Source organism: Pseudoalteromonas sp. Of7M-16 (assembly GCF_022347805.1).
GTDB classification, from domain to species: domain Bacteria; phylum Pseudomonadota; class Gammaproteobacteria; order Enterobacterales; family Alteromonadaceae; genus Pseudoalteromonas; species Pseudoalteromonas luteoviolacea_F.
The window spans coordinates 1-26366 of the sequence record NZ_JAKRFY010000041.1 but is presented as its reverse complement, the minus strand read 5'-3'; the positions used below and the strand labels follow the sequence as shown (position 1 = coordinate 26366).

34 protein-coding genes are annotated in these 26366 nt (G+C 45.0%); 2 read left to right on the top strand and 32 right to left on the bottom strand.

What is annotated here, in order from left to right:
* Window positions 1-123: 123 nt before the first annotated feature.
* Window positions 124-849: a recombinase family protein gene (locus MHN81_RS26865; RefSeq protein ID WP_239427250.1), complete on the top strand. Its 726-nt coding sequence runs from the start codon at window positions 124-126 to the stop codon at window positions 847-849.
* A 50-nt stretch (window positions 850-899) separates the two neighbouring features.
* On the opposite strand, the gene MHN81_RS26860 is transcribed toward MHN81_RS26865, so the two are convergent.
* The 3 genes from MHN81_RS26860 to MHN81_RS26850 form a co-directional block, all read right to left on the bottom strand.
* Window positions 900-1364, bottom strand: coding sequence for a hypothetical protein (locus tag MHN81_RS26860; protein WP_239427249.1), 465 nt, complete (start codon window positions 1362-1364; stop codon window positions 900-902).
* Between the two features lie 6 nt (window positions 1365-1370).
* The gene (locus MHN81_RS26855; protein WP_239427248.1) at window positions 1371-1532 is read right to left on the bottom strand and encodes a hypothetical protein; all 162 of its coding nucleotides are present in this window, start codon (window positions 1530-1532) and stop codon (window positions 1371-1373) included.
* 140 nt (window positions 1533-1672) lie between these two features.
* The gene (locus tag MHN81_RS26850) at window positions 1673-1984 is read right to left on the bottom strand and encodes a hypothetical protein (RefSeq protein ID WP_239427247.1); all 312 of its coding nucleotides are present in this window, start codon (window positions 1982-1984) and stop codon (window positions 1673-1675) included.
* Between the two features lie 163 nt (window positions 1985-2147).
* On the opposite strand from MHN81_RS26850, the gene MHN81_RS26845 reads away from it, so the two are divergent.
* A complete protein-coding gene (locus MHN81_RS26845; RefSeq protein WP_239427246.1) occupies window positions 2148-2423 on the top strand; it encodes a hypothetical protein in 276 nt (91 codons plus the stop codon).
* Window positions 2424-2516: 93 nt separating this feature from the next.
* Here MHN81_RS26845 and MHN81_RS26840 read toward each other — a convergent pair whose 3' ends face one another.
* The 29 genes from MHN81_RS26840 to MHN81_RS26700 all read right to left on the bottom strand — a co-directional run.
* Window positions 2517-3188, bottom strand: a complete 672-nt coding sequence (locus MHN81_RS26840) for a DNA adenine methylase (RefSeq protein ID WP_239427245.1) — start codon at window positions 3186-3188, stop codon at window positions 2517-2519.
* An 806-nt stretch (window positions 3189-3994) separates the two neighbouring features.
* Window positions 3995-4930, bottom strand: a complete 936-nt coding sequence (repA, locus tag MHN81_RS26835; RefSeq protein WP_239427244.1) for a plasmid replication initiator RepA — start codon at window positions 4928-4930, stop codon at window positions 3995-3997.
* 388 nt (window positions 4931-5318) lie between these two features.
* Window positions 5319-6329 carry a contractile injection system protein, VgrG/Pvc8 family gene (locus MHN81_RS26830; protein WP_239427243.1) on the bottom strand — a complete coding sequence of 337 codons (1011 nt, stop codon included), beginning with the start codon at window positions 6327-6329 and terminating at the stop codon, window positions 5319-5321.
* A complete protein-coding gene (locus MHN81_RS26825) occupies window positions 6320-6529 on the bottom strand; it encodes a tail protein X (protein ID WP_239427242.1) in 210 nt (69 codons plus the stop codon). The genes MHN81_RS26830 and MHN81_RS26825 overlap by 10 nt, the downstream gene beginning before the upstream one ends.
* Complete coding sequence (locus MHN81_RS26820) at window positions 6507-6905, bottom strand: phage tail protein (protein WP_239427241.1); 399 nt, start codon at window positions 6903-6905, stop codon at window positions 6507-6509. The genes MHN81_RS26825 and MHN81_RS26820 overlap by 23 nt, the downstream gene beginning before the upstream one ends.
* Entirely contained in the window at window positions 6902-9976 is a 3075-nt protein-coding gene (locus MHN81_RS26815) for a phage tail tape measure protein (RefSeq protein ID WP_239427240.1), read from the bottom strand. The genes MHN81_RS26820 and MHN81_RS26815 overlap by 4 nt, the downstream gene beginning before the upstream one ends.
* A gap of 121 nt (window positions 9977-10097) precedes the next feature.
* The gene (locus MHN81_RS26810) at window positions 10098-10658 is read right to left on the bottom strand and encodes a phage tail assembly protein (protein ID WP_239427239.1); all 561 of its coding nucleotides are present in this window, start codon (window positions 10656-10658) and stop codon (window positions 10098-10100) included.
* A 64-nt stretch (window positions 10659-10722) separates the two neighbouring features.
* Entirely contained in the window at window positions 10723-11229 is a 507-nt protein-coding gene (locus tag MHN81_RS26805; RefSeq protein WP_239427238.1) for a phage major tail tube protein, read from the bottom strand.
* Window position 11230: 1 nt separating this feature from the next.
* Window positions 11231-12400: a phage tail protein gene (locus tag MHN81_RS26800; RefSeq protein WP_239427237.1), complete on the bottom strand. Its 1170-nt coding sequence runs from the start codon at window positions 12398-12400 to the stop codon at window positions 11231-11233.
* Entirely contained in the window at window positions 12393-12584 is a 192-nt protein-coding gene (locus tag MHN81_RS26795) for a hypothetical protein (protein WP_239427236.1), read from the bottom strand. The genes MHN81_RS26800 and MHN81_RS26795 overlap by 8 nt, the downstream gene beginning before the upstream one ends.
* Window positions 12585-12658: 74 nt before the next feature.
* Window positions 12659-12958 (bottom strand): tail fiber assembly protein, encoded by a 300-nt coding sequence (locus MHN81_RS26790; RefSeq protein WP_239427235.1) that lies wholly within the window; start codon window positions 12956-12958, stop codon window positions 12659-12661.
* Window position 12959: 1 nt separating this feature from the next.
* Window positions 12960-13853: a hypothetical protein gene (locus MHN81_RS26785; protein WP_239427234.1), complete on the bottom strand. Its 894-nt coding sequence runs from the start codon at window positions 13851-13853 to the stop codon at window positions 12960-12962.
* 2 nt (window positions 13854-13855) lie between these two features.
* Entirely contained in the window at window positions 13856-14395 is a 540-nt protein-coding gene (locus MHN81_RS26780; protein WP_239427233.1) for a phage tail protein, read from the bottom strand.
* Window positions 14392-15150, bottom strand: coding sequence for a phage tail protein I (locus MHN81_RS26775; RefSeq protein WP_239427232.1), 759 nt, complete (start codon window positions 15148-15150; stop codon window positions 14392-14394). The genes MHN81_RS26780 and MHN81_RS26775 overlap by 4 nt, the downstream gene beginning before the upstream one ends.
* Window positions 15110-16111, bottom strand: coding sequence for a baseplate J/gp47 family protein (locus MHN81_RS26770; protein WP_239427231.1), 1002 nt, complete (start codon window positions 16109-16111; stop codon window positions 15110-15112). The genes MHN81_RS26775 and MHN81_RS26770 overlap by 41 nt, the downstream gene beginning before the upstream one ends.
* Entirely contained in the window at window positions 16098-16445 is a 348-nt protein-coding gene (locus tag MHN81_RS26765; RefSeq protein WP_239427230.1) for a phage baseplate protein, read from the bottom strand. Before MHN81_RS26765 ends, MHN81_RS26770 begins: the two co-directional genes overlap by 14 nt.
* Window positions 16442-16639 (bottom strand): hypothetical protein, encoded by a 198-nt coding sequence (locus MHN81_RS26760; RefSeq protein WP_239427229.1) that lies wholly within the window; start codon window positions 16637-16639, stop codon window positions 16442-16444. The genes MHN81_RS26765 and MHN81_RS26760 overlap by 4 nt, the downstream gene beginning before the upstream one ends.
* A gap of 1 nt (window position 16640) precedes the next feature.
* The gene (locus MHN81_RS26755) at window positions 16641-17282 is read right to left on the bottom strand and encodes a phage baseplate assembly protein V (protein WP_239427228.1); all 642 of its coding nucleotides are present in this window, start codon (window positions 17280-17282) and stop codon (window positions 16641-16643) included.
* Complete coding sequence (locus MHN81_RS26750; protein ID WP_239427227.1) at window positions 17266-17805, bottom strand: hypothetical protein; 540 nt, start codon at window positions 17803-17805, stop codon at window positions 17266-17268. Before MHN81_RS26750 ends, MHN81_RS26755 begins: the two co-directional genes overlap by 17 nt.
* A complete protein-coding gene (locus tag MHN81_RS26745; RefSeq protein WP_239427226.1) occupies window positions 17802-18431 on the bottom strand; it encodes a hypothetical protein in 630 nt (209 codons plus the stop codon). The genes MHN81_RS26750 and MHN81_RS26745 overlap by 4 nt, the downstream gene beginning before the upstream one ends.
* Window positions 18403-18753: a hypothetical protein gene (locus tag MHN81_RS26740; RefSeq protein WP_239427225.1), complete on the bottom strand. Its 351-nt coding sequence runs from the start codon at window positions 18751-18753 to the stop codon at window positions 18403-18405. The genes MHN81_RS26745 and MHN81_RS26740 overlap by 29 nt, the downstream gene beginning before the upstream one ends.
* Window positions 18753-19763 (bottom strand): major capsid protein, encoded by a 1011-nt coding sequence (locus MHN81_RS26735; protein ID WP_239427224.1) that lies wholly within the window; start codon window positions 19761-19763, stop codon window positions 18753-18755. Before MHN81_RS26735 ends, MHN81_RS26740 begins: the two co-directional genes overlap by 1 nt.
* 40 nt (window positions 19764-19803) lie before the next feature.
* Window positions 19804-20160 carry a head decoration protein gene (locus MHN81_RS26730; RefSeq protein WP_239427223.1) on the bottom strand — a complete coding sequence of 119 codons (357 nt, stop codon included), beginning with the start codon at window positions 20158-20160 and terminating at the stop codon, window positions 19804-19806.
* 9 nt (window positions 20161-20169) lie between these two features.
* Window positions 20170-21513: a S49 family peptidase gene (locus MHN81_RS26725; protein WP_239427222.1), complete on the bottom strand. Its 1344-nt coding sequence runs from the start codon at window positions 21511-21513 to the stop codon at window positions 20170-20172.
* Window positions 21514-21515: 2 nt separating this feature from the next.
* Window positions 21516-22994: a phage portal protein gene (locus tag MHN81_RS26720; protein ID WP_239427221.1), complete on the bottom strand. Its 1479-nt coding sequence runs from the start codon at window positions 22992-22994 to the stop codon at window positions 21516-21518.
* Complete coding sequence (locus tag MHN81_RS26715; protein WP_239427220.1) at window positions 22994-23206, bottom strand: hypothetical protein; 213 nt, start codon at window positions 23204-23206, stop codon at window positions 22994-22996. Before MHN81_RS26715 ends, MHN81_RS26720 begins: the two co-directional genes overlap by 1 nt.
* 8 nt (window positions 23207-23214) lie before the next feature.
* Window positions 23215-25278: a terminase gpA endonuclease subunit gene (locus MHN81_RS26710; RefSeq protein WP_239427219.1), complete on the bottom strand. Its 2064-nt coding sequence runs from the start codon at window positions 25276-25278 to the stop codon at window positions 23215-23217.
* The gene (locus MHN81_RS26705) at window positions 25268-25777 is read right to left on the bottom strand and encodes a DUF1441 family protein (protein ID WP_239427218.1); all 510 of its coding nucleotides are present in this window, start codon (window positions 25775-25777) and stop codon (window positions 25268-25270) included. The genes MHN81_RS26710 and MHN81_RS26705 overlap by 11 nt, the downstream gene beginning before the upstream one ends.
* 23 nt (window positions 25778-25800) lie before the next feature.
* The coding region (locus MHN81_RS26700; RefSeq protein ID WP_275447107.1) for a lytic transglycosylase domain-containing protein at window positions 25801-26366 on the bottom strand (566 nt) is incomplete at its 5' end.

The window sequence follows — 26366 nt, the reverse complement described above, 5'->3', positions numbered from 1 at the left end:
CTTTATTACAACCCCCACTTACACTTTAGGGTATACCCTAAACAACCAATTAATTCGCCATTCCAAACTCCAATTAATTACACTCTAGCAAGCAATTAAAACTCTAGAGTGTAACCAATCGTTTTGGCTAAAAACTATGCATATGTACGAATTAGTGACAATAAAAAACAAGATAGCAAAGGGCAAATAGACAGAATAAATAAGTACGCAGAAGATAACGGATTATATATTAATAAATGGTATCAATATGAGTTAAGCGGCAGCAAAACCACAAAAGTTGAACGCGGACTTGTTGATCTGATTGAAAGGCTAACCCCCGGAGATCGAGTATTAGTCAATGACATTGAGCGATTTGGCAGAGATGCGATCAGCGAAATATTAGAAGTCATAACAAGGATATTAAATGCAGGAGCAGAACTGCATTTTTGTCTCAACGGTGAAGTTTTATCAGGGAAGCACAGAACCGATCCTATTGCGTTTTACATTGCAGTTGGAAAAGCATTTGCAGCACAAGACTTTAGCACCCAAAGAAGCATGAAAGCAAAAGCGGCAGCTCAACGCAGAAAAAGACACAATCTCCCGATTGGAAGACCACCAGGAACCATTGTAAAAAGCCGCCTAGATGACTCTGAGAGCCGTATCTTATTCTGGCTAAGCCAGGAGGTTACTAAGTCAGAAATAGCGAGAAGAGAAGGTGTTGCCATTTCTACATTAGATAAATGGCTTTATAGACGAGACGAGTTGATATGCATGGCTAGAGACTTAGGTGTATTTAAAAAGGGTATGAATATTTGTCAGATAAAAAAAGAATTAAAGTTGAAAACAAAAAATAGCAATGAAGAAAAGTAACAAAGCTTTTCTTCATTGCTAGCATTGTGTCTGTGGCCATAAACCACTCACTATTCCCAATCATTCTCTATTACGTTATAAACTTTAACATTTGAGTTTGACGCGCTATCAAACTTTGCTGCCTTAATAACAGCATCATACGCACTTAAATCACAATCCAGCGCCACCAATGCTAGATTTCCACCACTTCCAATACCATAAGAGTGTAAAAGTGGCTCTTCTCGAACAACTTTTGATCCATCCTCTTTTTTGTGAATATATCCGTAAACCACATGCTCACAACTCTCTGACACTCTAAAGTATTTGACATTACCGATGTGCAGAGGCAATAAATCACCATTAAGGTGTTGCGCTAACTCATAAATATCAACTGTTTCACCTGTGGCAAAAAGAAGTGAGCCATCATCTAAGCGACGCCACTTATCAGCATTAGAATTGATAACAACACCATTTTCAGAAGTCTGAGAGTCACACGCAATTAGGGCATTTTCATGATCGTAGAGTATTGATGTCATATCTTTTTAATTTCTTTTTGTGTTGTTTTTGATTAAACGCTCTATCTCTTTATCTTTTTCCGCACACAAATACTCTAATTCTAAAATTGCAGAATGGGCTAGCTTAAGGTGCGCACTATGCCCCATTCTCGTTTTAAACCACTCTTTAAATTTCTTCGCTTTGCTCATGTAAAAACCGCCCTATTGAGTTAAGTGTTTTATGCACATTGCCATTGACTATAAATCAAATTTGATTTTAAAAGGCCGCTAAGCACAGCCTTATCGTTATTCCAATTTCTGATTTTCTACGTTGAAGGTACGAATTCCAATTAAGCTACTATTGGCACTGCGAATATGCCGATTGGCCCATACTCAGTGTCGTGGATCGATAGTAAAAAAGAATTATCCTCATCACATGTAGGTTGCCAATCAGAACAATCGCAGTTGCCTTCTTCGAACCACCTGTTACTTTGTTCTTCCGTGGCACTGGATTCAAAGTGATCAATGAAATAAGTAACTCTATTTTTTTCAAACCACGCAGCAATTTCATTTTGACAAGTTCCTTCATCCCATTTAGGTAGGTCAGGGTGAACCCACCAACCATTTTCATCGCGTTCTACTTTTACGGGTTTAATGCCCATGTTCAGCTCCTTTTCCAGTTATTCAACTATTGTTGAGCAAAGGCTTTCACCTTGCTTTATTTCCACTTTTGATACAGCCTAATATATATCAAAGTTGATATACTTCAATATCATTTTTGATATATATTTAAAAAATGCATATAGTGCTCGGATCGGGTGAGTGATGAAAAAGACAATGCCACGTAAGAAAGAGAATTTTGGTAAGCATTTTATTGAGCATGCTTGCAAACAGATCAAAGACATAGGTAAAGCAAAGGAGCTTTATCGCAAAGTCTATGGTGTTGAGGGGACAGAAAATGAGGTCCAAACATTTATCAACCGACTAAACGCAAACCGGGCAAATCCTGGACTTGATTTTATTGGCTGGCTGGTTGAACGCCTGCCGGAGTTACAGGAAATGACACTGGGTGAGTTTTTCGGGATCTCAAAGGATCGTTGAGCTTTAATATGAACTCTTAACCTTGGTGATTGTTTTTTATTTTCATGACTAATTTTGATTAATAACGTCTAGTACTGAGATAGTTAGATCCACCTATGCTCGACCACTGTCAATTTGTAGAAGAGCCGCCAATATTGCTTGGCGTTCACCATAAGGTAATTTCTCATAGTTTGCAGCCCAACGATCAGCTTTCCTTTTTATACGCTGTCTATCAGTAAAGTCTTTTCCTGCAAAAGTGTGGTAGTGAACTTCACCAGGCTCAAAGTTGCACCAAACCGTTTCTGTTCGGACACCGCCTCTCGACATTGCTTGAATATCCACACTCCACCAATCGCTTAACATATCGTTATAAAGTGGATTTCTATAACCAGATAACATTATGTAACATGGGAGTTCTAACACGATTTTTAGCAACTCTTTATGCTCTTCATCTGTTAACTCATATTCATACCGCGCCTTAGAGGTTCTAGTTTCGTGCATGTAAGGCGGATCTAAATACATCAAGATTCGACCATTGTTTTTATAATCAAAAGTACGCAAATATTCGAAAAAACTTATTTGGTAAACTTCCGCTGCAGCATAGTCAAAACTATCTATGCAGGTCTTGCTTAAATCTAATCCAATGTTCCTTCTGGCTGGTGCTTTCTGTTTCATGACGTAGCCCGTACCTAAGAACCCCTCGACATATGTGTCATGTGGTGGCATTACATTTATGATGGCTTGGTAAAGACCGCTTGCGCCTTTTGCACCTAAATAGTTATCCATACTTAAGACCTCCTAAATACTAACAGTACCAGGAATCATAGACACGGATGTCTATGCTGTCAATATGGCCAACATAGTTACAAACAACTATGCTGGATGTGAAGCTTGTGGCCAACATAGTTAGATACGTCTATTTTCACTAAATAATCATATTTTCAAGGAAAGCTAAGAAGGTTTTGTGAGTTAGGGTGACAGAGCACTCTATTCTATGTTTTTACAACCACTCATAACAACTCGCACTCAATGCGCAAAGCGCATGTAGGCGTGAGCCGTCAGCCAAACCAACGCAACCTACTTCTTGATATTAGTGGGCGCACTTAATTAATCACTGGCACTATTTTTGATGCCCCTCCTGATAAGCCATTATTGTAAGGTCTTACCGCACTGATAATGTTTCAACTTTTCTGATGATGTTCAGATGGGGCGAGGGCTCGCGCAGCGTTAGCTGCGAATTCGAGCAGCATAATAATTTGATACCGCCATGTGCGAAGCACATCGAGGCGGATTTCATTAGTTATCCTTATAACTCACAAGAATGGAGGTATTGATAATAAATGTATTTATTAGAAATAAATGAATAGAGGGTTTTGCGCATAAAAAGATTGAGATAGCAGATAAGGATATCTATTAATTTGCAGATAAATGTGAATAACGTAAATATAGGCCAAAAACAACCTTAAATACTCTCTAAGCAATCAAAAATTTAAGACTTGGGGGAAGACAAAACCGGAAATGAGCACGGTAAAATAGCTTACAACAACGCCAAACACCGAGCATTTGCCCGGTTCTCTTTATAAAGATTAGATTTATTGAATTGTATCAGGTGGTGAGTGACTAAGCCCTATATCCATGCTATTCAAACGTTCCCAAACGAGCTTATTAAACTGTTTACTATCTAGTTTAGCCAGCTCATGAGCTGGCATTGACTTAGCAAGAGCTGTTGCTACTTCATGCTTACGCTCATCCAGCGTCATACCAGCCAATTTATTGCGGCGACGCTGAGCGCCAGCATTTAGCTTACGAGCTTCCCATGCTCGCTTAAAAATTTGTTTACGTTTGCGCTTTCTTGCTTCTGCTACAGTAATGACCTCCCCATCACTAGTAACACCTTGATTACGAAGCGCTAACTGCTCATCACGTTGTATGTTTAACTTTTCAATACGGGCTCCTGCCAAACGATAAAACACATCGGTAAGTACAAGAACTTTAGGAAACCAAAAACCATTAGCTTTATCCCAAACCATACCGCTACTTGGATCTGATTCATCACCATCAGAGTGTACATACGCCAAACCAAAAGGAATCATCACTTCGGTAACAAAGCGACTGATTCGGCTGACTGTTACTTTACTTTCTGTAATGTATTGCTCACCAGTTTCGGGATCTGTAACCCACATTTGTGACAACTCAGCAGCTATGCCTTCCAAATCAAGCTCGATAATCCCTGTCACCAAATCATGGCGAGACAAAAATAGTTGAAACAATGGATTTATGAGGTTACGACGCACTTCTCGGAAATCCCGCTGACGACCAGCAGCCTGACGCAAGTGAACAAAGTGAGGGTCACGGGAAATATCACGTTTACGGCAAAAATTGAAGGTTCTACCCAGCTCTCCTGGCAAGTTCTTCCAGCCTTTTGGACGAAGATAAAAAGGGTTAGGATTCAAGCAACATGTACTATGAATGCCACGGCTGCGGCGTGTCGTTCCCCGACTTCCAACGGTATGATTCAGGCTCCCCATCCGGCAGCCCTTTTTATTTTGATATTCATTTTCGCTTTATCTTCTTTTTTATTTGCAAAAAGAAACCCGTCAGCATAAAATGAACTTGAATCTTGTAAGGGTTCCAAGCTCAAATAAATGCTTACAAAGAGAGTCGTGCGCCAACACGACTTTTTTTGTGTCTGAATTTCGTTAATTTAAAATCGTTTTACAATATCAAACCTTAAGTGATTAGTACCACGCTATGTGGTATCTGCGAATTTATCATAATCACAACACTATTGACCACTAAATTTTAATGATCTCACTAAATTTAGATCATGATAAAGGATCTGGGGATGGAAATTAAGCAACTTTTTAAGTTCCTATTTCAGAAGCTGTAGCCTCTTATGCATTATACGGTATTTGTTTAGGTTAAAGTTTCAGTAGCTATTACTGCACATCTATAGCCTCCTGTCCCGTCTCCACGCGCGGTGACTTTATCAATTGACCACTCACCCGCCATTTCTGGTGGGAATGAATCATTCAACGACATCAAACCCTCTGCGACAAGATTAGGGTTGCCAGGTAAATCCATGCGAACACTCGAGCCTTGGCGCTTTACTCTAGTTAACTCGTCACGGCAAGCTTGTAATGCCACAGCTTCCTCTTCATAAGACTGGCGTAATTTCTTAAACGGAGCCTGACCATCACTAACTTCATGCTCTTTGCCAGTCGCTACATCAGTCCACTTTGCTTTAACACCAGAAACACGAGTACGGCTGGGACGCTCTAGCTGACAATTGATAAACCGCTCGTGATCAGCTGGATCATTCTTTCCCGGGAACGCCACCGATACAGGCGGGATATCTTTCCCGGTTATAGTCTTAACCTGGCCACGCCTGGCAAGTACATACAGGTCATTGACAGGCTTAGCTACAGCATCACGCTCACGAGCAAGACGCGAGAGAAACGCACCATCAGTTTCATCCAACTGGTCTATATGGTTTAACTGTATTCCTTCGAACTCTGTGGCAACACGAGAGCTAAAGCCATGCGTAGATACTACCTCTCGAAATAGATCCGCCAGGGTAGTGTCTGTAAATGTACGCGTTCGACGCTCCTTAAAACCTGTTGAATCATCAACTTGAAATGGTGCCGCAGTAGCCACAATAGTGACTGTAGGCGGAAACAACCTAGGTACAATGCGCGTTATCTTAAATTCGCCTTTGTCTACCATATTACTCTCATACCCTTCAAACCAGCGTAACACCGCCCCTTCTTTAGGTATGCCAGTTTGCCCTGCGGTATCAACTGTTAGCGTCACCTGATCGGATTGAATGCCGGCAGCGTCAACACGCTCCCACGACACCAACCGATTGTTAATGACCGCCTCCCCTGGACCACTCACCCGTACTTGAGGCCTAAAACCTAATCCCATATATTCACCACCTTCTTGGGCTCTGATTCCGCCAATACTGGTAGGTGTATTTCTACGCCAGCCGGCAAAATAGGACCATATTGTTCAAGCCCAGGATTCAGCTCATACAACGCTTCCTCAGCATCATCATCAGCTCTACCCAGCGCCTGAAATAAGACAATGGCAACAGTATCACCATCACGACTGCGTATTACCGTCACCAGCATACTCCTCTAGCTCAATAGTAAAATCGATAACAATAGCAGTACCGTCATCAATGATGCGACCTTGCTTTTCTTGCAATTGTTGTAGCGTCCACAAACCAAGGTTGCGACCATATCCATCAGTCAAAACTAATGGCTCTCGCCGGGCTTGCATAGCTCGCAGCGTATCTAAATTAACCATACCATCACCGCGATACCAAGTACCGCTGAGACCGATTTTTTCTAACTGCAGGCCCGTGTTTTGTTTAGCTGGCTTCTGTCCGTATCGTGGTACGTTAACCCACCCACCTCCACTAGAACGTTGTAAACCAGAGTAAGGTGTGTCTTCACTAAGCGAAAAAACGAAGTCACCTAATGACATCATCTGTCTCATGTATCTCTCCTGTCGGCTAAACTAGCGTCAGCGCGTACAGCCACATCCAAATCGCTATACATCATCACAGGAAGCAGCTCAGCTTTCATTCTTTCTATTAGCCGGTCTTCAACGCCTTTGTCATACTCAGGATTACCACTAGGCTGTATCTGTATCACCGGTGCAAAGTTAAACTGTTGGTTACTATTCCTCAGTTGCTTAGATTGTTCTATTACAGGTCCAGGAACTGGTTTATCCGTCTTATTGTCTCCGAACCAATTTTGAACATGCTCACTAATCCATGAACCTGAACCTGTGGCAACGCCAACCGCGGAACCAATTACACCACCCATAACAGTACCAATCACAGGCATAACAGAACCTATAGTAGCTCCCGCTATTACCCCTGATGCAGTACTGCCTAAAGAGTTAACAATGCTGAGTTCAGATTCATTAGAGACTTTTTTTCCTGATAAAGTTGGTCCTACCTTTCCCTGCTCAGTCATTCCAGTAGGTTGTGTTAGCTTGCTTTCCTGCTTCGCCAGTGATTCATCATCCCCACTAAACCAAGCTCCGACACTCTCACCAACCCGCCGACCAAGTTCACCACCACCAAATCCGCCAACCACTGAACCGATGACACCACCCACAGCCGTACCAACCACTGGCACAACGGAACCTATAGCCGCTCCTGCCATAGCCCCAGCTGCTGCGCCACCAAGACCTCCTATCATATCGCCTGCTGTGCCACCGATCTGCTGACCGTCACCACTTGCTATTGCAGAAGTCAGTGCAGCTCCGGACAACGCAATGCCCAGCGGGCGGAATAACTGACCAGCCCCACTCAACAGTGATCCATTAGGCAACGTATTAAATAGATTGTTGGCTGAACCAGCCATAACCAGCTCGCCGACATTGGAATTTGCCGACATCACAGACAAAGCCGGACCGCCACTTAAAAAGGCAGCCATTCGGTTCCGCTTACTACCTGATCGGCGTTCTGGATCACCTTTGCCAACTAAAGGTTGTGCCGGCAATCCGCCAAATAAGTCAGAGAAGCCACCAACCAAACGACCTATGCGACTTCCGGGCGAACGAGTACGTCCACGTCGACTAGGTTCATAACCACTAGAGCGCCCACGGCTAGAACCTACACTATTCAGCTCTCGATTAAGCCGTGACAGCTCGTTAGTGGCCTTTCTTGCATTAAGTGCTGTGTTATTGGTAACTCCTGATAATTGCTCTCGGCCCAAACGCAAACGGTCAATGCCATTTCCCAATGTCAGCTTCGTTAACTTAAATGCAATGGCCCCAGCTTTCACTATTGCAATAGCACCCGCAACAGCCAACAGCCCACTGGCTAATTTAGGGTTGGCCTCTGCAAAATTACTGACCCCATCAACCACGGTCATCAATGGTGGAACAACCGCATCGATAACAGGCAGAAGACGATCACCTAGCACAACCATCATACGGTCAAATTTAGCAGATAACTGCGACAACGTATGACCACGAGTTTTGGCCCGGTTTTCATATTCTTCGTTGACGCTGTTAGCTCTATCAGCTTGCTTCTCTACACGACTAAACGCCGCTATCAGTCCGTTTTTATCGTCATCTAGCGTGGTGACCAATTTTGCCACCGCCCCCTTAACTTCTTCACCAAACAACTGAGAAATAACAGCACCACGTTCGGCCTTATCCACATCCTGCAGCTGACGCATTACTTGAACTAAAGTACCTTGCGCGTCTTCTTGCATCATGCTGGCCAACTCATCGGCATTGAAGCCAAGTTTCCCCATAGCCTCTTTCTGGGCGCTTGTCGCGGCATAACCGCTTGTCAGGCGACCAGTAATATTTTTTAGTGCTGTAGCAGCCACATCTTCCGCAGCACCCCCCGCAATCAAACTCGCAGACAAAGCTGCAGTTTGGTTGTAACTCAAACCAGCACCGATAGCTGTAGAACCTTGCCGCACCATAACAGCTGCAATGTCTTTAGCCTTAGCGTTCATGTTGTTGCTGAGATAATTAGTGGAGTCGGCAAGATCTAACGCATGGTCCTGAGTTAATCCCATTGCCGCTCGCCAGGTGGCCAGTGTAGACCCCGCCTCTTCTGCGGATACATCCCAAGCTACAGACATCTTTGTTGCTGATTCGGCAAACTTGAGTAATTCAGTTTTTTCGATACCACTTTGACCAGCAGCCGTTACTATCTGAGCAATTCCCTCCTGGCGCATACCTAAGTCGCCTGCGAGCTTCATCATCTCAGTGCGGTATTCCGCACTTTCTTTTTCATCCTTGAAATTAACAACTTTTTTAACATCAGCGAAAGAGCTTTCATACTCAACGGCTCGCTTACCAGCCAACATCATTGGGGCAACCATTGCTGCCGCTTCCACGGCCTGACCAACCAGCTCGCCTTTTTGTGCGTTACGCTCAGCAATTCTCCCATTCAGAGACAGGATCCGCTTTAACTTTACCTCTTGCTGCTCTAACGTCTGATTAGCCTTGTCTGTTTGTCGAGCAAGGCGTAGCTGCTCTGCACCTAGCGAGTTGAGCTTTAGACCAGCTGAGGTCAAATCATTACGCAATGAGCCTAGCTTTTGTGACTGCTTACCATATTCAGTAGTTAGCCGGCTGGCTGCTTGCTCAGCTGTTTTTAGCGCAGATTGCTCACGCTTGTATACCTGTTCGGCTTTTCTCTTGGCCTTAGTGAGTCTTGTAACTGCTCTGCGTGCCGCCTCAACTTGCTCGGACTCTGCACCATAAGAATGAGCAGCTTCAAGCACCGCTTGCTCAGCTAATTTTATCCCTCTCGTATGCCTGCGAACGATTTTCGACGCCTGAGCCTCAGAGTCTTTCAGCCGAACAACCTCAGCACGAGCTTTTGATAATTCACCCCGAGTATCAGCCAAGCGAGACTCTAGGCCTTTAAACCTAGCAACAAGCTTCTGCTTCTTATTCAGCTCACTCAGGGTAGTGCTAGTTTCAGCAACTTTGCTTTGCAACTTACCGACACTCTTAACCGCCGTATTAACGGGCTGGCTAAACTTGTCGATTGCCGAAAGAACGATAGACTTCTTGTTATTGTTCACAGCTACCTCTTATTTATTCCAAGCTTAGCTGCTGCCAGGTGATACCTGCGCATTGCTTCATCAATACGCCAGTGTTTTATCTCCCCTGGCGCAACGTGATAAACCAAGGGGATAACATCGGTCAGGACTTCAACATCTCTTGGCGAAAGTAATCCGCAGGTTTTTTCAAAAAATCAATTAGCCGCTCCTGGAGATGATTCCAATCAGGCAAACTCATGCGCTCCAATTCGGTATGACTAAACCCTGTGCAACTGGCTGAAATAAATAGCGTACGATCCCATTCGTCACTGTGTGAATCCATCAAATCGGTAGTGGCCACTGTCGGCGGACGCAACTTATAGCCTTTCACTTCGCGGCCATCGTCGCCGTGTAATGGTACTAAAAGCGTTGTTTCATCTTTTTTTCCATCAATAAACTTGTCAGCCGGTGACTGCATCAAATCCAGCACTAAGTTCTTGATCGAGTTATAATCCGGCGTGATTAGCTTTTTCAGCTCATTTTCACCAAGCCCCGTACTTTTACTAATACACGCTCTCAGTAACCCCGTATCATCACCTTTATACTCATCATTTAGCTCTCGGTGCTGTCCCATCGTCAGAGTGACAACCTTTACTACTTTGTGATTACTGCCATCGTCGTCAATAGGCCAAACCAAGTCATGCGTTTTTTCTTTAAACATCATTTTGCTTCCAAATTAAAAGAGCCCACCGAAGTGGGCCAACTGTAACTACACAGAAAAATTGTTATTACGGCCTGCCAATATTGCGCCGATGCCCTTCCATCAAATCACCGTTACCTAAATCCAAAATTTGCGCGTTGCGATCTATGTCATAGATAACTTTGTGATTTTCAGTCTTCTTGTATGCACTGACTGACATCTCAAACTGATGCTCAGGCAGATCCCCCATCTTGCTAGCAGACTCCGTAATGGACGTGATTTCACCAGATAAAGAATGCACAATTGAAAACCTATTGCCATCTTCGTCTTGATGCGACTCTTTAACATCGACCTGACACAATTCACCTGCTGCTAAGCCATAGGCTGATAACAGCTCTTGGTTTGCTCCTTTAACCTTCCAACTGCTGTTCATTTTTTCAATCCCAACACAAATTTCACCTGGGATAAACGAACCTCCGCGCGTCTCTTGCATGGTTTTTTTGATTTCGGGAGCCGTAAATTCATCTAGCTCTTTTACCAACGGATTGCCATTAACAATCCCCTCCCGGGTAATACGTGCTCGTTGTCCTGCCATGTTATAGAACCTCTTCTAAAAACGCTTCGACGATGCCAGTGTCCTCGATGAGGTGATACACCATATGCTCGTTCGGCGCGTAGCCGTGATATTTGATTGCAATATGCCATTCACCATTGCGATAGTTATCCACGTTGTTCAACGTGGGGTGTAGGTAAATCTGAGCCCCTATAATGGTCTCATCAGCCTGCAATGACTTAAGCCAAACATTCAGCTTAGTAATCTCTTGATCCATGAATGACTTGCTTAGATTTCTTGCCATCGCTCGCTGAGCAGTTTTTGCCAACTTACGAATAATGGCGTACTCAAGCCCCACCTGAGAAACAAAGCGGCCAGTAACTGTGCGATTACCAACCAGTGAGAAGCCCCCCATTGATGTACGTGCAAAATAGCTAACCCCGTGTTTATTCAACAAACCACCATTTGTTGATTTATCCATGATGCTATAGTCTATGTTGCGCGAAGTGCCACTAATCAAAGCCCCCATACCACCTTTGGCCGGGCTTTCCCAAGCATTAACACGTGCAAAGCAGCTCAGTGCAATGGCTGCTGCAGAAAAATAAACATTGCCTTTGGCCGCTTGGCTATAAACGGATACCTGAGGATCAAGCAAGTAAAAAGCACCGTAACCCGTACCTTCACCACCCAAACTCGATGAATAGTCGACCGCAGCCTGGTCATTCGTATTAGGGCCGTCACCAACCGGCACAGCAAACAAACGTTTACCCATCGCTGCTAGCGCGTCCGCTACGGGCTTAGTATTAAATCCTGGTGCGCAAATGTGTGTTGGCGTTTCCATGCAATCAGCTAGTGATTCAATCCCCGTTCGCTGACCTGTTGCCGAATCTATTCCACCAACCACATTATTGGTTGATGCGCCAACATCCACACCTTCATCAACAATGACAGCGTAAATAGGTACAGACACAAGACGGAAAATTTCGTAACACGTACGCCATAGCGTACCCCGCTCAGCCCCTGTTGTGTCCAGCTTCGCCGCATCACCAAAGCTAGCAATGCGAATAGGGCTGTTTTTGGGTAGTGACGCATCAGCGTCAGGTGCAGTGCCAACCAAACCCAACACAATGCCACCCAGCGGCCCCATAGGTGGTGGGGCATGATGACGCTCGACGCTAATACCATTATGAACAAATGACGCTATCTCAGGCATTATTCAGCTCCTTAGTTGTCTTTTTTCCCGGCAGCTTAATTTTTCCTGCCAATTTTAAGAATTCTGCTTCACTTGGAAGCAGATCAATCACTGTGCCTTCATGGTGCCAGAACTTAGTATTCGGACACTGAAAAGGTTTCATTACTTCATACGTTTGTAGCAGTGACTTTTTTTGGGTTACCATGTGACCTTCCAGATAATAAAAAACCCGGTCATGTGCCGGGTTTTAAACATAAAAAAACCGCTCAAAGCGGCTAGTTAGAAAGTTGGCTTCTCAGGCCATGTGACCGCATCCGGATCACTGAATTTTTGGGGAACATCACGAAGAGCTTGACGATATGCTGTAAATTCAGATTTTTTAACATCATCCAGTGGCGCATCAGGCATTTGAGTCCAATCGCTGCTGGCGATCTTACGATCACGTTCATCACGAATTCCCCTCCACTTAAAATCAGCAACCGTCTGCTCAACAATATTTATCGGAACACCATTATCAAGAAGAGCTTCTGCGCTCCAATTTGAATAAATAACACCACCATAAGAAAGTGAAAGTTGCATATCACCCCACCATATCTAAATTAATATTTGTCAAAATGTTTTCATCAGGTACACCTATACAATTTCGCAATGCCGCCACCTGACCATTCAAAACCACTAACATATTCACAGCAAACATATCTATAGGAAATGAAATCAAGGAAGTATAACGACTAAATATACGTTTCTGTGTGCCTGTGACCCCAGAGTGACTGGGTTGCAAATACAATGTAGACATATACCAACTAATTGACCGACGATGAAACTTATCACCAGCTCCCCCATCATGCACATGAAACAACTGATTATCGCAAATATGCACATGTGTCGAAACAAATGAGACCTTACAATCAGTTCGAAATAAAGCACGGTGCGAAAAAACCTGCGGCAGCACCTCATTAGCTGTAGCTGTGTATGTTTTTATTTCTACTGTATTAAACCATATTTCAGAAGCATAGAGATTACAGCCATTTGCTTGCTGCTGATAAATAACCGGTCTATCCGTCTCCCCGTTTGAATGAGTCCAACCTTCGACGCGCAAGACACCTGCAACAATTAACTGACCTGTTATAGCTAACTGTTGACCTTTGCGAATAGAAATAGTCAATTCCTGATACCGCGTAGAACCTACAACTGAAAGAATTCCATCAAACGTTTTGACACTCTTTGTTGACGTACTACCATCATTGCCGTCATTACCATCCAGCGGGTCGACAAAAACACTCTTCACCCCCGCATTGTAAACATTTAAGTCAAATTCACCGCCAACAAATGATTCAAATACCCCCTGAGCATGACTCAATCTAGAATCAATGACCCCCATTTTACTGGATACTTCTTGTGACAGAGCTTGACTTGCAGCAGTTTGTTCTGCAGCTGCATGTTCCATATCAGCAATACGCTGCTCTATAGACATAACTAAACTCCACTTAGTCTAAAACGCTCGTTCAATTGCATCTGTTGATGAGCAATCTTAACTTGCGTCGCTTGAGATTTAATAAAAGCAGCCGCAGACGTTGCCATCTCCTCGACCACCATCAAGTTAATGTTTTCAGTCCCGACAACTACATTCACGCTGTCAGTTGGCAGCGGCGAGATATCCAGAGTGAATTTTTGGATCCAGCTACTGTGACGTGACTTGTACGTCAGCAGAGTGTTAGGTACTGAGTACACAGCAAGTAAAGTGCCGGACTCGAGATAAAAGCCTATCTCCCGGACCTCGTACTCGAGTGAACCTGTAAATTTAGCCCCCATTCTTAATTGGGTCTGACCCAGTTCTTCATAGTCGGCGATTTTCACCCGTTGCCTCTCACTTACAAGGGTGGTTTGAGCCGCTAGGGGCTTATAGCTTTTATCACCAGCCGCAACGTGTGTAATAGCGGCCTTAATACCTGTATTCTTGGCGCTTATCAGCTCAGCCAAGCCTGCAGTGGTAAACTGAACAATATGTTCACTCATGTTATCGCTCCCGGTGTAAAATCAGTGAATAGGTACATCCGGTAAGCCCCACCAGTAAACACAGCTCCGCCGCAGTCGGTCATGTTAGGTAGGGCACCCGATGCTGAGTCTTCTGTCACTGCAGCCTGATAACAGGATCCAGCGGTATGAAGTTTGGCTGCCACAGTCGGAGAGCCAGCGATGCTTCCTTCGTATGAATCATCGAAAATCGTGATGCCACGCTCAGGTGCCGAAGACAAGGCAATCCCAGCCTCCACACCAAAAGCAAACGTTACATTTATATTGTCTCGTTCAGATTTAACTTCATCTATATAATCCAATAAACGGTTCACCTTATCAGGCTCAACTGGTTTATTCGCTTTCTTCCAAGCTATAACTTCCAGGCTGTACGGTTGACCGATCGGGTTTTGTTTGTGCCAAGGAAAAAATTCGCAATGATAATCAAATGACTCCATTGCCAGATTAATCCCCGCTCTAGTTCCACTTAACTTCCTTACATTCAGCGCATTGCCCGCCAGATTTCGTTTAACATGCTCCGGATCTGCCGCATCCCACACAGGGAGTTGCCATTCAGCCGCTAAATACGGCACCACAACGCTAGGTGTACTCCATGCATTAAGTAAAGCCGGATAAGGATTATCAATACCATAAACTTGAGCGCTCAATGATATTTCCATTGCTCGCTCGAGACTGCTCTGATTGTCAGGTAGAACACTATACTTTTTCAGTGCTAACGGTAATTTGGATTGACTCAAGATAAGGTGCCTCACTATGTGTACATCGCAAAGGTTGCGCTGGCTCGGTTATATCGCCGCGATGCGACCCAGTAGTTTTAAGTAGCACGTTATACAACATGGATGGTTCAATACTGCCACTTAGTCGGTGCTGCTGAGTCGCATACTCCTGAATCGCTTTCTCAGCCGCAACCTTAACAACTTCAGTGTCTGGCCCTGGACGAATGAATAACTGCGCTCTGCATGACCAGGGCTTTATAATAGGCGGCTTCACTGTGATCAAATCTGTCTCCTGAGCAATATCATCACGCTCTAGATATTCTTGAGTCTCATCAAGCAAAGTCTGATCTGGCACTCCGCTACCGACATGCGACAGGATAAAGCAATCCACCACACCAGGCGCAACCTGCCGGGCTTGAGCATCTTTTGTTTCACCTCCACGCTCATGCTCATCAAACTCATACGTCACCACAACTTTTTTCGGCTCTGTACTTTCCACTTTAACTAACGGTCTACCACCAAGAGTCATGGCGTGGAAACGATAGCCCGATCTCGTACCGGTACTGGCTAGCGCATACGCTGCCAGATAATACCTAGTTAACACAGATTCGTTGCTTTCCATTTTTGGCGGCACTGATGGATAGGCATTAGGATCGCCAGGTTCTACAATCTGACGCTTAACCCCCAGCTGGCTCACTATCAAATCCACCATTTTTTCATCTGTAGCATACATACCAAACATCTGCTGAGCTTGGCCATTAAGCTGACGCATGTGATTTTGCAGAATAACGGTAAAACCTTCGAGAAACTTGGTTAACAGTTCAGCACCATTGGCCAAGGTCTTACTAACATCATCAACATCACCAGGAGCATGCTCAGAAAGATAAAACAGTAGCTCTGACTTAACACTCTCTAAAAGTTGCTCAAAAGGGGGAGTTTTAATGATGTCCGATTTAGGTAAAGGATTCTCATGCGGAAACATTTTTTAACGGTACTCCAAATTTAACCAATCGACCTTCCCAGTGGCCTTCAAAATACAAATGTAAACCACTGGCATGGCGCACAGCCACGCAGCTAACTGGTGAAAAATCGTGCAACCCATTAGCCAAGTTATAAAACGCCTCGATGGCTGCCGCTTGTGTGCGAACCAACATACTATCTGACATATTTGCAGAAAGCGTATCTCGCACTCGAGAGCCAAATTTTGGACGCTTGACTCGACCACCTACAGGTGTTGTCATTACTTGAGTAATTCGACTAACTAGCTGGTCAAAGCCATCAATCTTTCGACCTGTATTACGATCAATACCTATCATTTGATCTGGTAACTCCCTTTTGAAGAACCTCCTGTAACAGACACCTCTGCCTTGCTCGTAACATGCTCAACCACAGCTTCTGCTATTGCCTTCGAGATAACTCCAACTTGCGCATGCTCACCTGATACTTTAAATCCATCTGCTTCTAATTTCTGAATGATCAGCCCTTCAAGAGCCATAGAACTTAACGCCATGTTATTTACCTGCTGTAACTGTTGATGAACCATCCCCATGAGGGGTGCCGGTAAAATGGCAAATATGTGCGGTCGTCACACATGGGGAACCTCCATTTAATTGAACTTTGCTACCGTCAACTTTAATTTCCCCGCCAGCCTTAACCATTGCATTTCCCCCGATGTCGACTGTAGCTGATTCAGCAATTTTTAAGGAAGCCTCTCCCTCGATAACGATATCAAGTTTATGCGCCTCCATGTTGTAGCTGACCTTAGTGCCATCCGGATACACCCTAAGAATTTCATTGGGGTCAAAACAAGGCGAAGGATATCTGTCACTAAACAGCCCTATCAGTGCTACCGTTTGAGTACCATTATTGCCGGCCCCAAAATTCAAGAGAACACACTGCTCATCGATCGAAGGACAGCGATACTCTTTTACTTCACCTGCAGCTCCCGAAAACCAACGAATAAACGGCGTGATCAGATCTCCATGCTCTACTTTGATTAACCAACCTGACTCTTCAACCTCTACCACACGGCCTAAGCGGATCATGCTTTGTGTTCGTCGACGTAACTCCTCAACTTCAGATGAAAGGCCTTCAATGCGTTCGAGATATGGATTCAGCATTTCCCGCATAATTTGCTCAATTAGCTGACGCATTGGATACCTCCAGAGGGTTGTATTCAGAAGAGTTATCAACATCAACCGGATCCACTGCCAAACGAATTCCAGCGCGGTACTCTTCCGGTTCAAATTCACTCTTCCCCACCGTCACAGACTGCACGAACTGAACGGACCAAACCGCATAATCATCCAACTCAGGATGCAATGCATCAGGACTGGCACCGATAAGCCGTGCAGGTTTGACCCCAGGGATATCAAAACTGTTGTTATCCACCTCAATACTAAGCGCCATAGCCGCGTTACGGACATCAAGCTGGTGAGTGCTGTATTCAACACTAAAGGCTATTAATATCTCGCAGTGTAGAGTCAATGACAGCTGGCCATTACCAGGGTGGTGATCAGCTGGCTGCCAACCTGAGATAGCAAACAATCCGCACGGAACATCTATAGCTCCGCCAGATTCCGGGTAGCATTCCACTGACTTTAGCCAATGAATGTTCGATAGCAGCCACTGACTCACTCCTTTGTGATAATCGTCTAAATGAATACCTTTGGTCATCTGTAACTATTCCAATTTTTTTTCCGCTGATTTATCACACTGCTCGCTTTAACCCGACCTTTTAAATCCGTGGAAAAGTGAGCTATGAAAACCTCTGGAAGCTCATCAAAAATCTCATCCTCCAATTGCACATGTAGATCATCAGAAATACCCATTTTTTTTTCTTTGACAGGGAATCGGTGATCGCCTTTGCGTGAGAATATCGACTTACGTTTATTAATTTTGGCCACAAAACCATCCGCATAGTCCTGCCTGCCTAGCTTACTGGAATTAAAGGAAGCACCTGCCGGGTTGCGCTGAGTGCCAATGCGTGTCATTCGACCTTTAAGCTTCGATACAGCCACATCATTCAAACCATACCAAAGCTTCAATTCATCCATCCGATTATCATTAAGGCCAACACCAAACGAAGACTGATAGGTTTGCATCCGTTTTCTGATCGCTTTAAGGCTTTTGGCATTCATGCTGTCACGCATCAGCCTTAAACTACGAGACTTCATTGTGACACTTGTACGTTTTAGTGCTCGAGCGTAAGCGGCACGTACTTGCTCAGGCGTGGCACCTAACTCTGCTTGAATTCGCTCAAGTTCATTGACATCAATATTGAATAACAGGCTTTGATTCATTCCCGTTTCCTAAACTCAATGTAAGTGATAAAACAGACAGGCCATCATCTTTTGATTGTGGTGGTCGCATGACACGAACGGTTAGAAGTTCGCCAGAATCTTTGGTTACACTCAAAAGTTCATGAGGTTCAACATTTGAAATTTCGTTTTGCAACGCGATCAATGTAAGCTCTTGATTCTCAACGAACCCCCCAAATTCTAAATCTTCTGACTCGATGACATTCTGAACCAGCACGCGTATTTTCTTGTTCTTTACGGTGGTTGTCGCGTTTGCCAACCGTCGAATAATTCGACGGCTGGCTCTTTCAAAAGGACAGCGCATTACTGACTAGCTTTTTTTGTAAATTTAATACGGCGAACAGATAGCGGGCTAGTACATACATTAATTGGATTCGATTGAGATTCAAGGTCAACGCCTTTATTCATCTTCTTAGGTTCCGAATTTGTGTAATATGGCAAACCAACAGTGTTCACTGTTTCGTTGTAGTTTGCCGGGGCAAAATACGTCATAAACATTTTTGGTTTCCCTTCCGGAACAAAGACCGCACCATATTTTGTAGGCATTGGATCTTTATCTCCGAACTTTTCGTCGTATTCCTCCCACCATGCTCCTTGCCAAAATAAACCTCGCCGCACATCTTCACGTAGCGATTGGCCATCGTTTTGGCGTTCAAACGCTTTGTAAAATGCCTCGTCTTCTAAAAGCTGATCGAAAAACTCGGGGCGACAGAATACTCTATAGCTTTTTGCTTTTATGCCATTCTGGTTTTTCTCAGAGTCACGTTTTACCTGTAAAAGCTGGGTTCGAAGTGGCTTATTGAAATCAATAGTGTTCTCACCGTCAGTCTCTTTAATGTCGAAAACCTTGAACAGGTCAACAATGAGACGATCACCTTTACCATAGACCTTGCCAAAGATAGCGCCGAAGCGAAAATATTCGATCGTCACATCAAGACTCTGACGAGCTATATCCAGCTTTTCGTCAATCACATCTTGTAAACTTTCTAGTTCATCCTCTTCGCCAAAAGCGCGATTGTTCTGTATATCATCAGCAAAAACACTGCCTGGTACAGGCAAGTGAACTGCACGGAACTGGTATATTTTACGGTTAGGATCATCGAGTGGCTTGCCGTCTGCACCCCGCTCCACATCTTCTACTAGCTGGATCTGACCATCTTTATATTCAATGTCAATTACTGTGGTGCGAATGCCTTTTTCTTCGAACAGCGCCAACTCAGCAAGGCGAGTTTTGGGTGTCTCAAGATTGTTAATACTGGCTGTTAAACTACGAATTTCAAACTTTCCAGATTCAAGTGCTGCTTGAACTTCCATATATTTCTCTCTTTATCTAAACGACTTAAAAACGCCTGGATTAACGCAGGACTACCTGCTTTTCTGCTAATTTGGCGACTGCATCAGCTTTTTGCACATCGGTAATTGCATCAGGCCAAATCAATTTTTCTTCATATACAGCGCACACCCGGGTATGTGCCACAGCTGGTACGGCCTTTGCTGTTGCATCAACATGACCATATAAAATCACCTCGGCGGTATTTGCCTCGGTTGCACCAGCAGAAACATCCAGCTGAGTAAACGTGCCATTATCAAGTTGACCAAGTACAGTCCCCGATAGATAAGCACCACCAACAACTATGATTTCATCTCGCGACACGCCAGGTAACTCACCAGCAACGTGTACACCAGGACGGGTTAGCATTTCATTTCCCATTCTGTTTCCTTAACTTTTGCGTTTTGCATAAATATCAGTGGTATTCAAAGATGTTGATGGCTTTCCCTTATCAACCACCTGACGTGATTGATCGCTGTTTTCATCTGCAGCGGCTTTAACTTCATGAATAGCCTTACCAACCATTTCTACTGGGTTATCAATGGATGAAATCAATGCGTCAAAACTTCCCGACAACCCCGCCGCAGACAGCTTATCTTTTAGCGATGAAGCAGAAGACAACAAACTGTTAGCCGCATCAAGCGTAACACCGTCTTTTAGTAAGCGAGCAGACAACGTAGGTACACCGGCCTCCGCGCAACGTTTTACAATATCTGCAGCATGGACCAAGGCCATTTCTGGCGGCTCTCCTTGAATCGCAGAAATGACATCAGGCCGCTGCTGGGTCAGAGCCTCAACCAAAGCTGATGCCCCCACTTTCTCTTGCGAGGGCAACGAGCAGGTCACACTTGTTTCTAGGCTGTTCGCCCCGGTTTTTTTATCTTTCATGGTTGTTTTTTCCCCCTTTTGAAGTTCTGCGATAACGCCTTCAAGACTCCCTAGTCTGTGAGCCATACCTTTTTCAACAGCGGACTGGCCAATACTCACACCACCGCCTCCGAAATCTTTTAAAACAGTGTCAACTGACACTCCCATATTTCGAGCGACGCGTTCGATAAACACGTCCGCCAACTCGTCAAGCTGCTTTTGGTAAGCTTCTCGACCCTCTTTCGAACCAGGATCCAGTCGCTTGTTAGGAGATTGACTAGAGACGATTTCTAACGTCTCAAACTCATCATCCTCTCGTTGCTTTCTGCGGCAAATATTTACAACCGTACCGATAGAACCAACTCTCGCAGTGGCATCTATGACCACTTCATCAGCAGCCGAAGCAAGCCAGTATGCCGCGCTGCATGCTTCACCGCCGACATACGCAATAATCGGTTTTTCACTTCTAACTTGATAAACCATTTCAGAAAATTCGTGGATTCCATCGGCATGACCACCCTGTGAGTTGATGTACAGAACAATCGCATTAACCGACATATCGTGACGAGCTTGGGTTAAGTCACGCGCAAGGGCTTCTGTTGATGTCCCCCCACAGATATCATCAAACATACTGGCATAACGGCTAATAACACCATCAACATGTATAAGCGCTACTCCCCCTTCCCGGATCTCCATTTTCTTACCGACTTTAGAACCTGATCGACCTTCTAGTGCTGATGGATCAAAATCAGACAACTTCAAACTTCCCACATCACGATTCGCAATATCTCCTATGATAGATAACAGTCGTTTATCTAGTGCCCAGGATTGAGACATTAAAAAGTTAAGGGCTAGTTTTTGCTTCATTTTTAAGGCTCTCCCATCGATTCACAGGCACTAAAAAGCCCGCCTAAATTGGCGGGCTCTTCGATACCTTCTTCTTCGAGTATTTTTTTCCATCGTTTCAGGGCTTTCGCATTTCTCCGCATGTTATCCTCCAAATCAGCTCCATAGTCGGCTGATTCACGTTCAGCATTTGAAATATTCGACGCGACCGCTTTGTTTCTAGCATTTATATCTTGTTCAGGGTGCAGATGTTTCCACGCATCTGGGCGGATATCAACGTCATAGTACAGCCACGGATCCAGCGCATAACCAGGTGCATTAATCTGACCTGTTGTAATCACAGTTTCAATTGCCCAGCGCCAAATACCAAACGCCACTTGAAACCCAGACAAGTTATTCTGATCAAACGAAATCCCACGCCGATATTCATTTAAGATGGCTCGCACTAAGCGGTCATTGAGATCCGACCAATCTCCCGTCATCAAAGGGTATGGTATTTCCATCCCCGCAGACATCATAATAGATTGCCAGCGAACATAATCAGCATAGCCCTGCCCCGTATTGTCACCATCAAACAGGCTGAGCTTTTCACCACGGACACCGCGTATAATAGTGCCTGCGTTAACCGTTTCACTGGCAGCTGCAACTTGGCTATCGTCAAACTTCGGTTGGCCAGTATATGGATCAAACTCCCACTCATCTTCTCCAACATCTTCTCGATACAAAAATCCAGTAAAGGACGATCGTTGACGCTTGCGCACCAGCTCCGAGTCATCATATTCGTGAAAAGTACGATCTTTCAAAAGTGCCGCGGCTGTTTCAGGTTCAGCGCGAACTTGACCAGGCCGAGTCGGCATATAATGATGAATGATGTCACGTGCAGGTACACGCTCAAGCTTGTTGATGCTTACCGAATCAAGACCGTCATCCGGATGCGATTTATAAAACCAATACGCAACTTTAACTTTACCGTCGAATTCGATACCTTGAACAATGCGCCGACGCGCACTGATCCGCTTATTTAAATCAAGCGGGCATAGATCAGATTCAAGCACTTCGACTTGCAGCGGCACTTCAAGGCCAGACGATAATCGGCGACGTAAGCGGCGAATAAACACCTCACCAGACATACGACGCGACAAAACCGCCAGTTTGACAATACCTCCAAAATTCAAATCTCCCCACGGATCGAGCTGTTGAGATATGATTTTCCACAGTGGATTAAATGCTTTTTTGAATTCATCACTTTTTGACGTCGAAATAAGCGTGAATCCTTTGCCGACTTCATTAGTCGTGTTTTTGTTAATGCCAGAGCGCATCAGCAAGCTATTGCGATAGCCCGCTCGGGTGCGATTACGCAATGGCTTACCCGCATAAGCTAATGCGCGGTTCGGCCCCATTGACGGCGCACTCCACCCGTAAGCTCGCCGGCCACTGGTTGCCCCTTCGTATGACTCCGAACGATATAATGGCTGACCATCCAACCCTACAATGACCCCCATCAAATCCCCCTATTAACACTTGGCGAAATACCTCTCAATGGATTCGCTTTTCGGCCTATTTTCCTAGCCAATACACTCACCACATGGCGACGTGATTTCATCAACTCACCGACTGAGCGATATGTCACTTCTCTGCCATTAATTTTGACTGTCAGCTCACCACTGGCGATTGCTTCGTCCAGCGCGTCGAGATCGTCTTTAGATAACGCCATATTTCACCTTAAAAACTAGACCGACGTCGACGCCTGGTTGGCTGTGCAACCTCTTCGCCGTCACCGGTGATTAGCTCAGCGCATTCTTCCATTGGTACCGCCCATAGTGGCGGGCATTCCCAATTGATGCGCTCAGCTTTTTTGTGGAAAACACACGCCCAGTTATAGACAAAGAGATCAAATGTTTCATTTCGAGTTGATATCTTTGTCCATTTCCCGGATGCGTCCCGTTCTTCGGCTGCTAGTTCATCAAAAAATGATTCAGGCAGGTGATCCGGAAGATGCACATAACGACGACCCGGCTCCTGGCGCTGCAGCGCCGAATCGACTGTGTCCTTTATTTTGTCGGTATTCAGCAAGAAAACCGGAATATCACCCGAAATATTGGCTTTTCGGTCTTTACGGTTGCTATTGTCAGGGAAGCTTTTATGTATCTTAGAGCCAGTACCTCGCCCTTTTACAAGCATAAAACGACGTGCCAATCCCTCAGCCTTGAGATAACGGTAAAAATCATAGGCATTGTCTGTGACACCATCCTCGCCACCAGAGTCACATGCCGTCATCATAACAGGTACTCTGCGACCACTGTCATCATCGAGGGCATACGTTTTTTTAACGACTCTATCAACCAACAACTTCCAGTCTTCAAGGTATGCCGCGGGATTAACACGTACAAACTTATCACGATTATCCGGGTCTATACGTTTTGACTTCTCAATCTTGTAACGGTCAATCACCTGACACTCGAGATCCACTCCCCAAGCCAGTACCATGACATCAAATCGTGCTGTTTTCTTTCCTGCTTGCACATCAATGGCGGCGGTCAAGAAGCGCGCCCACAATGGAACAACTCGCACACCTAAATCTTTTCTCCGCTCCATGAGTTCAGACGTGCCACGTTCATTTTTACGTGGTGGGGTGAATGCCTTGCCTTGGTCAGTGTTAACCGTCGTTTTTAGTGTTTCAACATCACCAGTTTTTTCATACTCACCCCAGGCAACCAACCACTTGTAAACCAACTCATTCCAAGTCTGAAAGGCCGCGGTCGGACCCTTTTGCCAAAAACTAGCAACACGTGTTTCACGCGGCTCACCGTGCAGCACCCGGTTTTGGTCTGCATAACACCCTTCCGGGATCCACAGCCCGTTTCGATTGAGTTCTAACTTTAGTGCCTGGCCATTTGGCATCACCTTGTATTCTGACAACACAGAAGAGCAATGCGGACACCCCATATACACTTCTTTTGACGCCTTAGCAGGATCCAAAATATCATTATCCCAAACCAACAAATCGAAATCTGGCTCAAACCACTCTCCACAATCGGGGCATTGCCAGTAAAATAGCCGGCGGTCTCCTTGATTGTATAGTGATAAAATCCCTTGAGTCGGTGGCGCTTCATGAGGTGACGATACCCGATAACTTGGGTCAGTCACCGGGAAGCCTGGCGAACTCTCGGCTAAAACCATGCCGGATGACATATAAGTTTGGGTCCGCTTTCCGGCTAAGTAGAACCCGGAGCCTTCACTATCTATGTTGGGTGGGATTCTGTCATAATCTGTGAGCGCCACATACTTCCAGTCAGAAGAAGCAAATATTGTTTTTGAGGGCCAACCGACTTTTAAAAAATTACCAGCCTTAAACACCTTATCATGGACATTATTGTCATGAGCCCTTGGCGACATCGCGGCACGAATTTCAGGGCTTGCATTGAACAAACGACCTAAACGTTTCTTTGAAAACTCCGCGGCCTTCTCCTGGCTGATCTGCACAAGCAAGAAGTCGCCTGGATTGTTAACGATGGTGTCAGCCACCCACCCATCAATCAAACTCAACGTTTTTGAAGTACGCGCCGGTCCAGCAAAAACCACAGCGCTATACTGACGGGATTTAAGACAGTCCATCGGCTCATGAATGTACGGAACAAGATCACCATCCCAAGGGACCATAGCGCCGTTTTGCTCTGCATAAAGTAAGCGTCTGGCACTTTTCGAAATAGGCTCTCGATTTGGTGGCTTGATAAGAGAGGCGACATCACGACGTGTTTTATCCGGACGTGCATACCTACCCAGCATTATCGGTATCAACTTCTAAAATGCGGATAAAAAGCTCTTCTCTGAATTGGTCGCTCATCGACTCGAGCTGATCAAGTTGAGCGGGCGTAAATAGTCGCAATCGCTCCATCTTATCCGGCATCGATTCAAAAAAGCTCACCACAGCTTTGAGTGTAACCGCTAGATCAAGACGATAATCGCTGTCCTTTATCAACTCTCCAATTTCCTCTTCAAACTTCAAGCGTTCCCGCTCAGATTGAAAATAGTCTTTGCGGTCTTTCGGTATCATTCTGCTCGGATCGTGAATATCGCCGTCGTTTTTATCAATTGTGTCCTGTGCAAACAGCGCCGGACCGACCTCGGCCAAGGCATATACATCGACGCCTGACTTTTTTCCTACTGGTTGAACTCGGGACTCTTTCAGACGCTTTCGCACAGTATCTCGATGTAAATTAAACGCTTCTGCAATACGAGTAATATTCCATGCATAAGCCTCGCTTAACTTAGATATTGATGCCATTGCTCACCTGCCAGGGAATTTGTTTACCACCATAACGACCTCCCAAAACGCAGCTCATACCAATGATGAATTTTACGGACATATTCAATAGTTTCAGATGAATGGTGACCTGTAACTTGTGGCAAACATGAGATTATTTGCGCATATTCCATTTTGTTATCACAAAGATGCTGCGCCTTATATAAATGACCACGACCTGCGTTATAGCCTGCGGCGGCCAGATCATAACGACTGCCTGAGGTTCTACCTTGACTTTGCCAACCAGCCAGTTGCATACCCATGTATGCCCCAGCAGCTTGGATGTTATAAGCGGCGTTACGTACAGATGTACCAGCTGGCACCACTTTGAGACGCTGCATATCAGCCCACGTGCCAGGCATAAACTGCCCGATCCCTTCTGCACCAACAGGGCTTCTTGCATCAGGTTTCAATCGAGACTCCTGCCATAACTGCGCCCAACCAAGTCCCCAGTGATAATCTGGTAGATAGCGACGCCATGCTGCTTTTATTTTACTGTCGTAACGACTACCCGACGCCCAACATTCTTCCGGCAAGATGGCAAACACCAAGCACCCAAGCACCAAAAAAA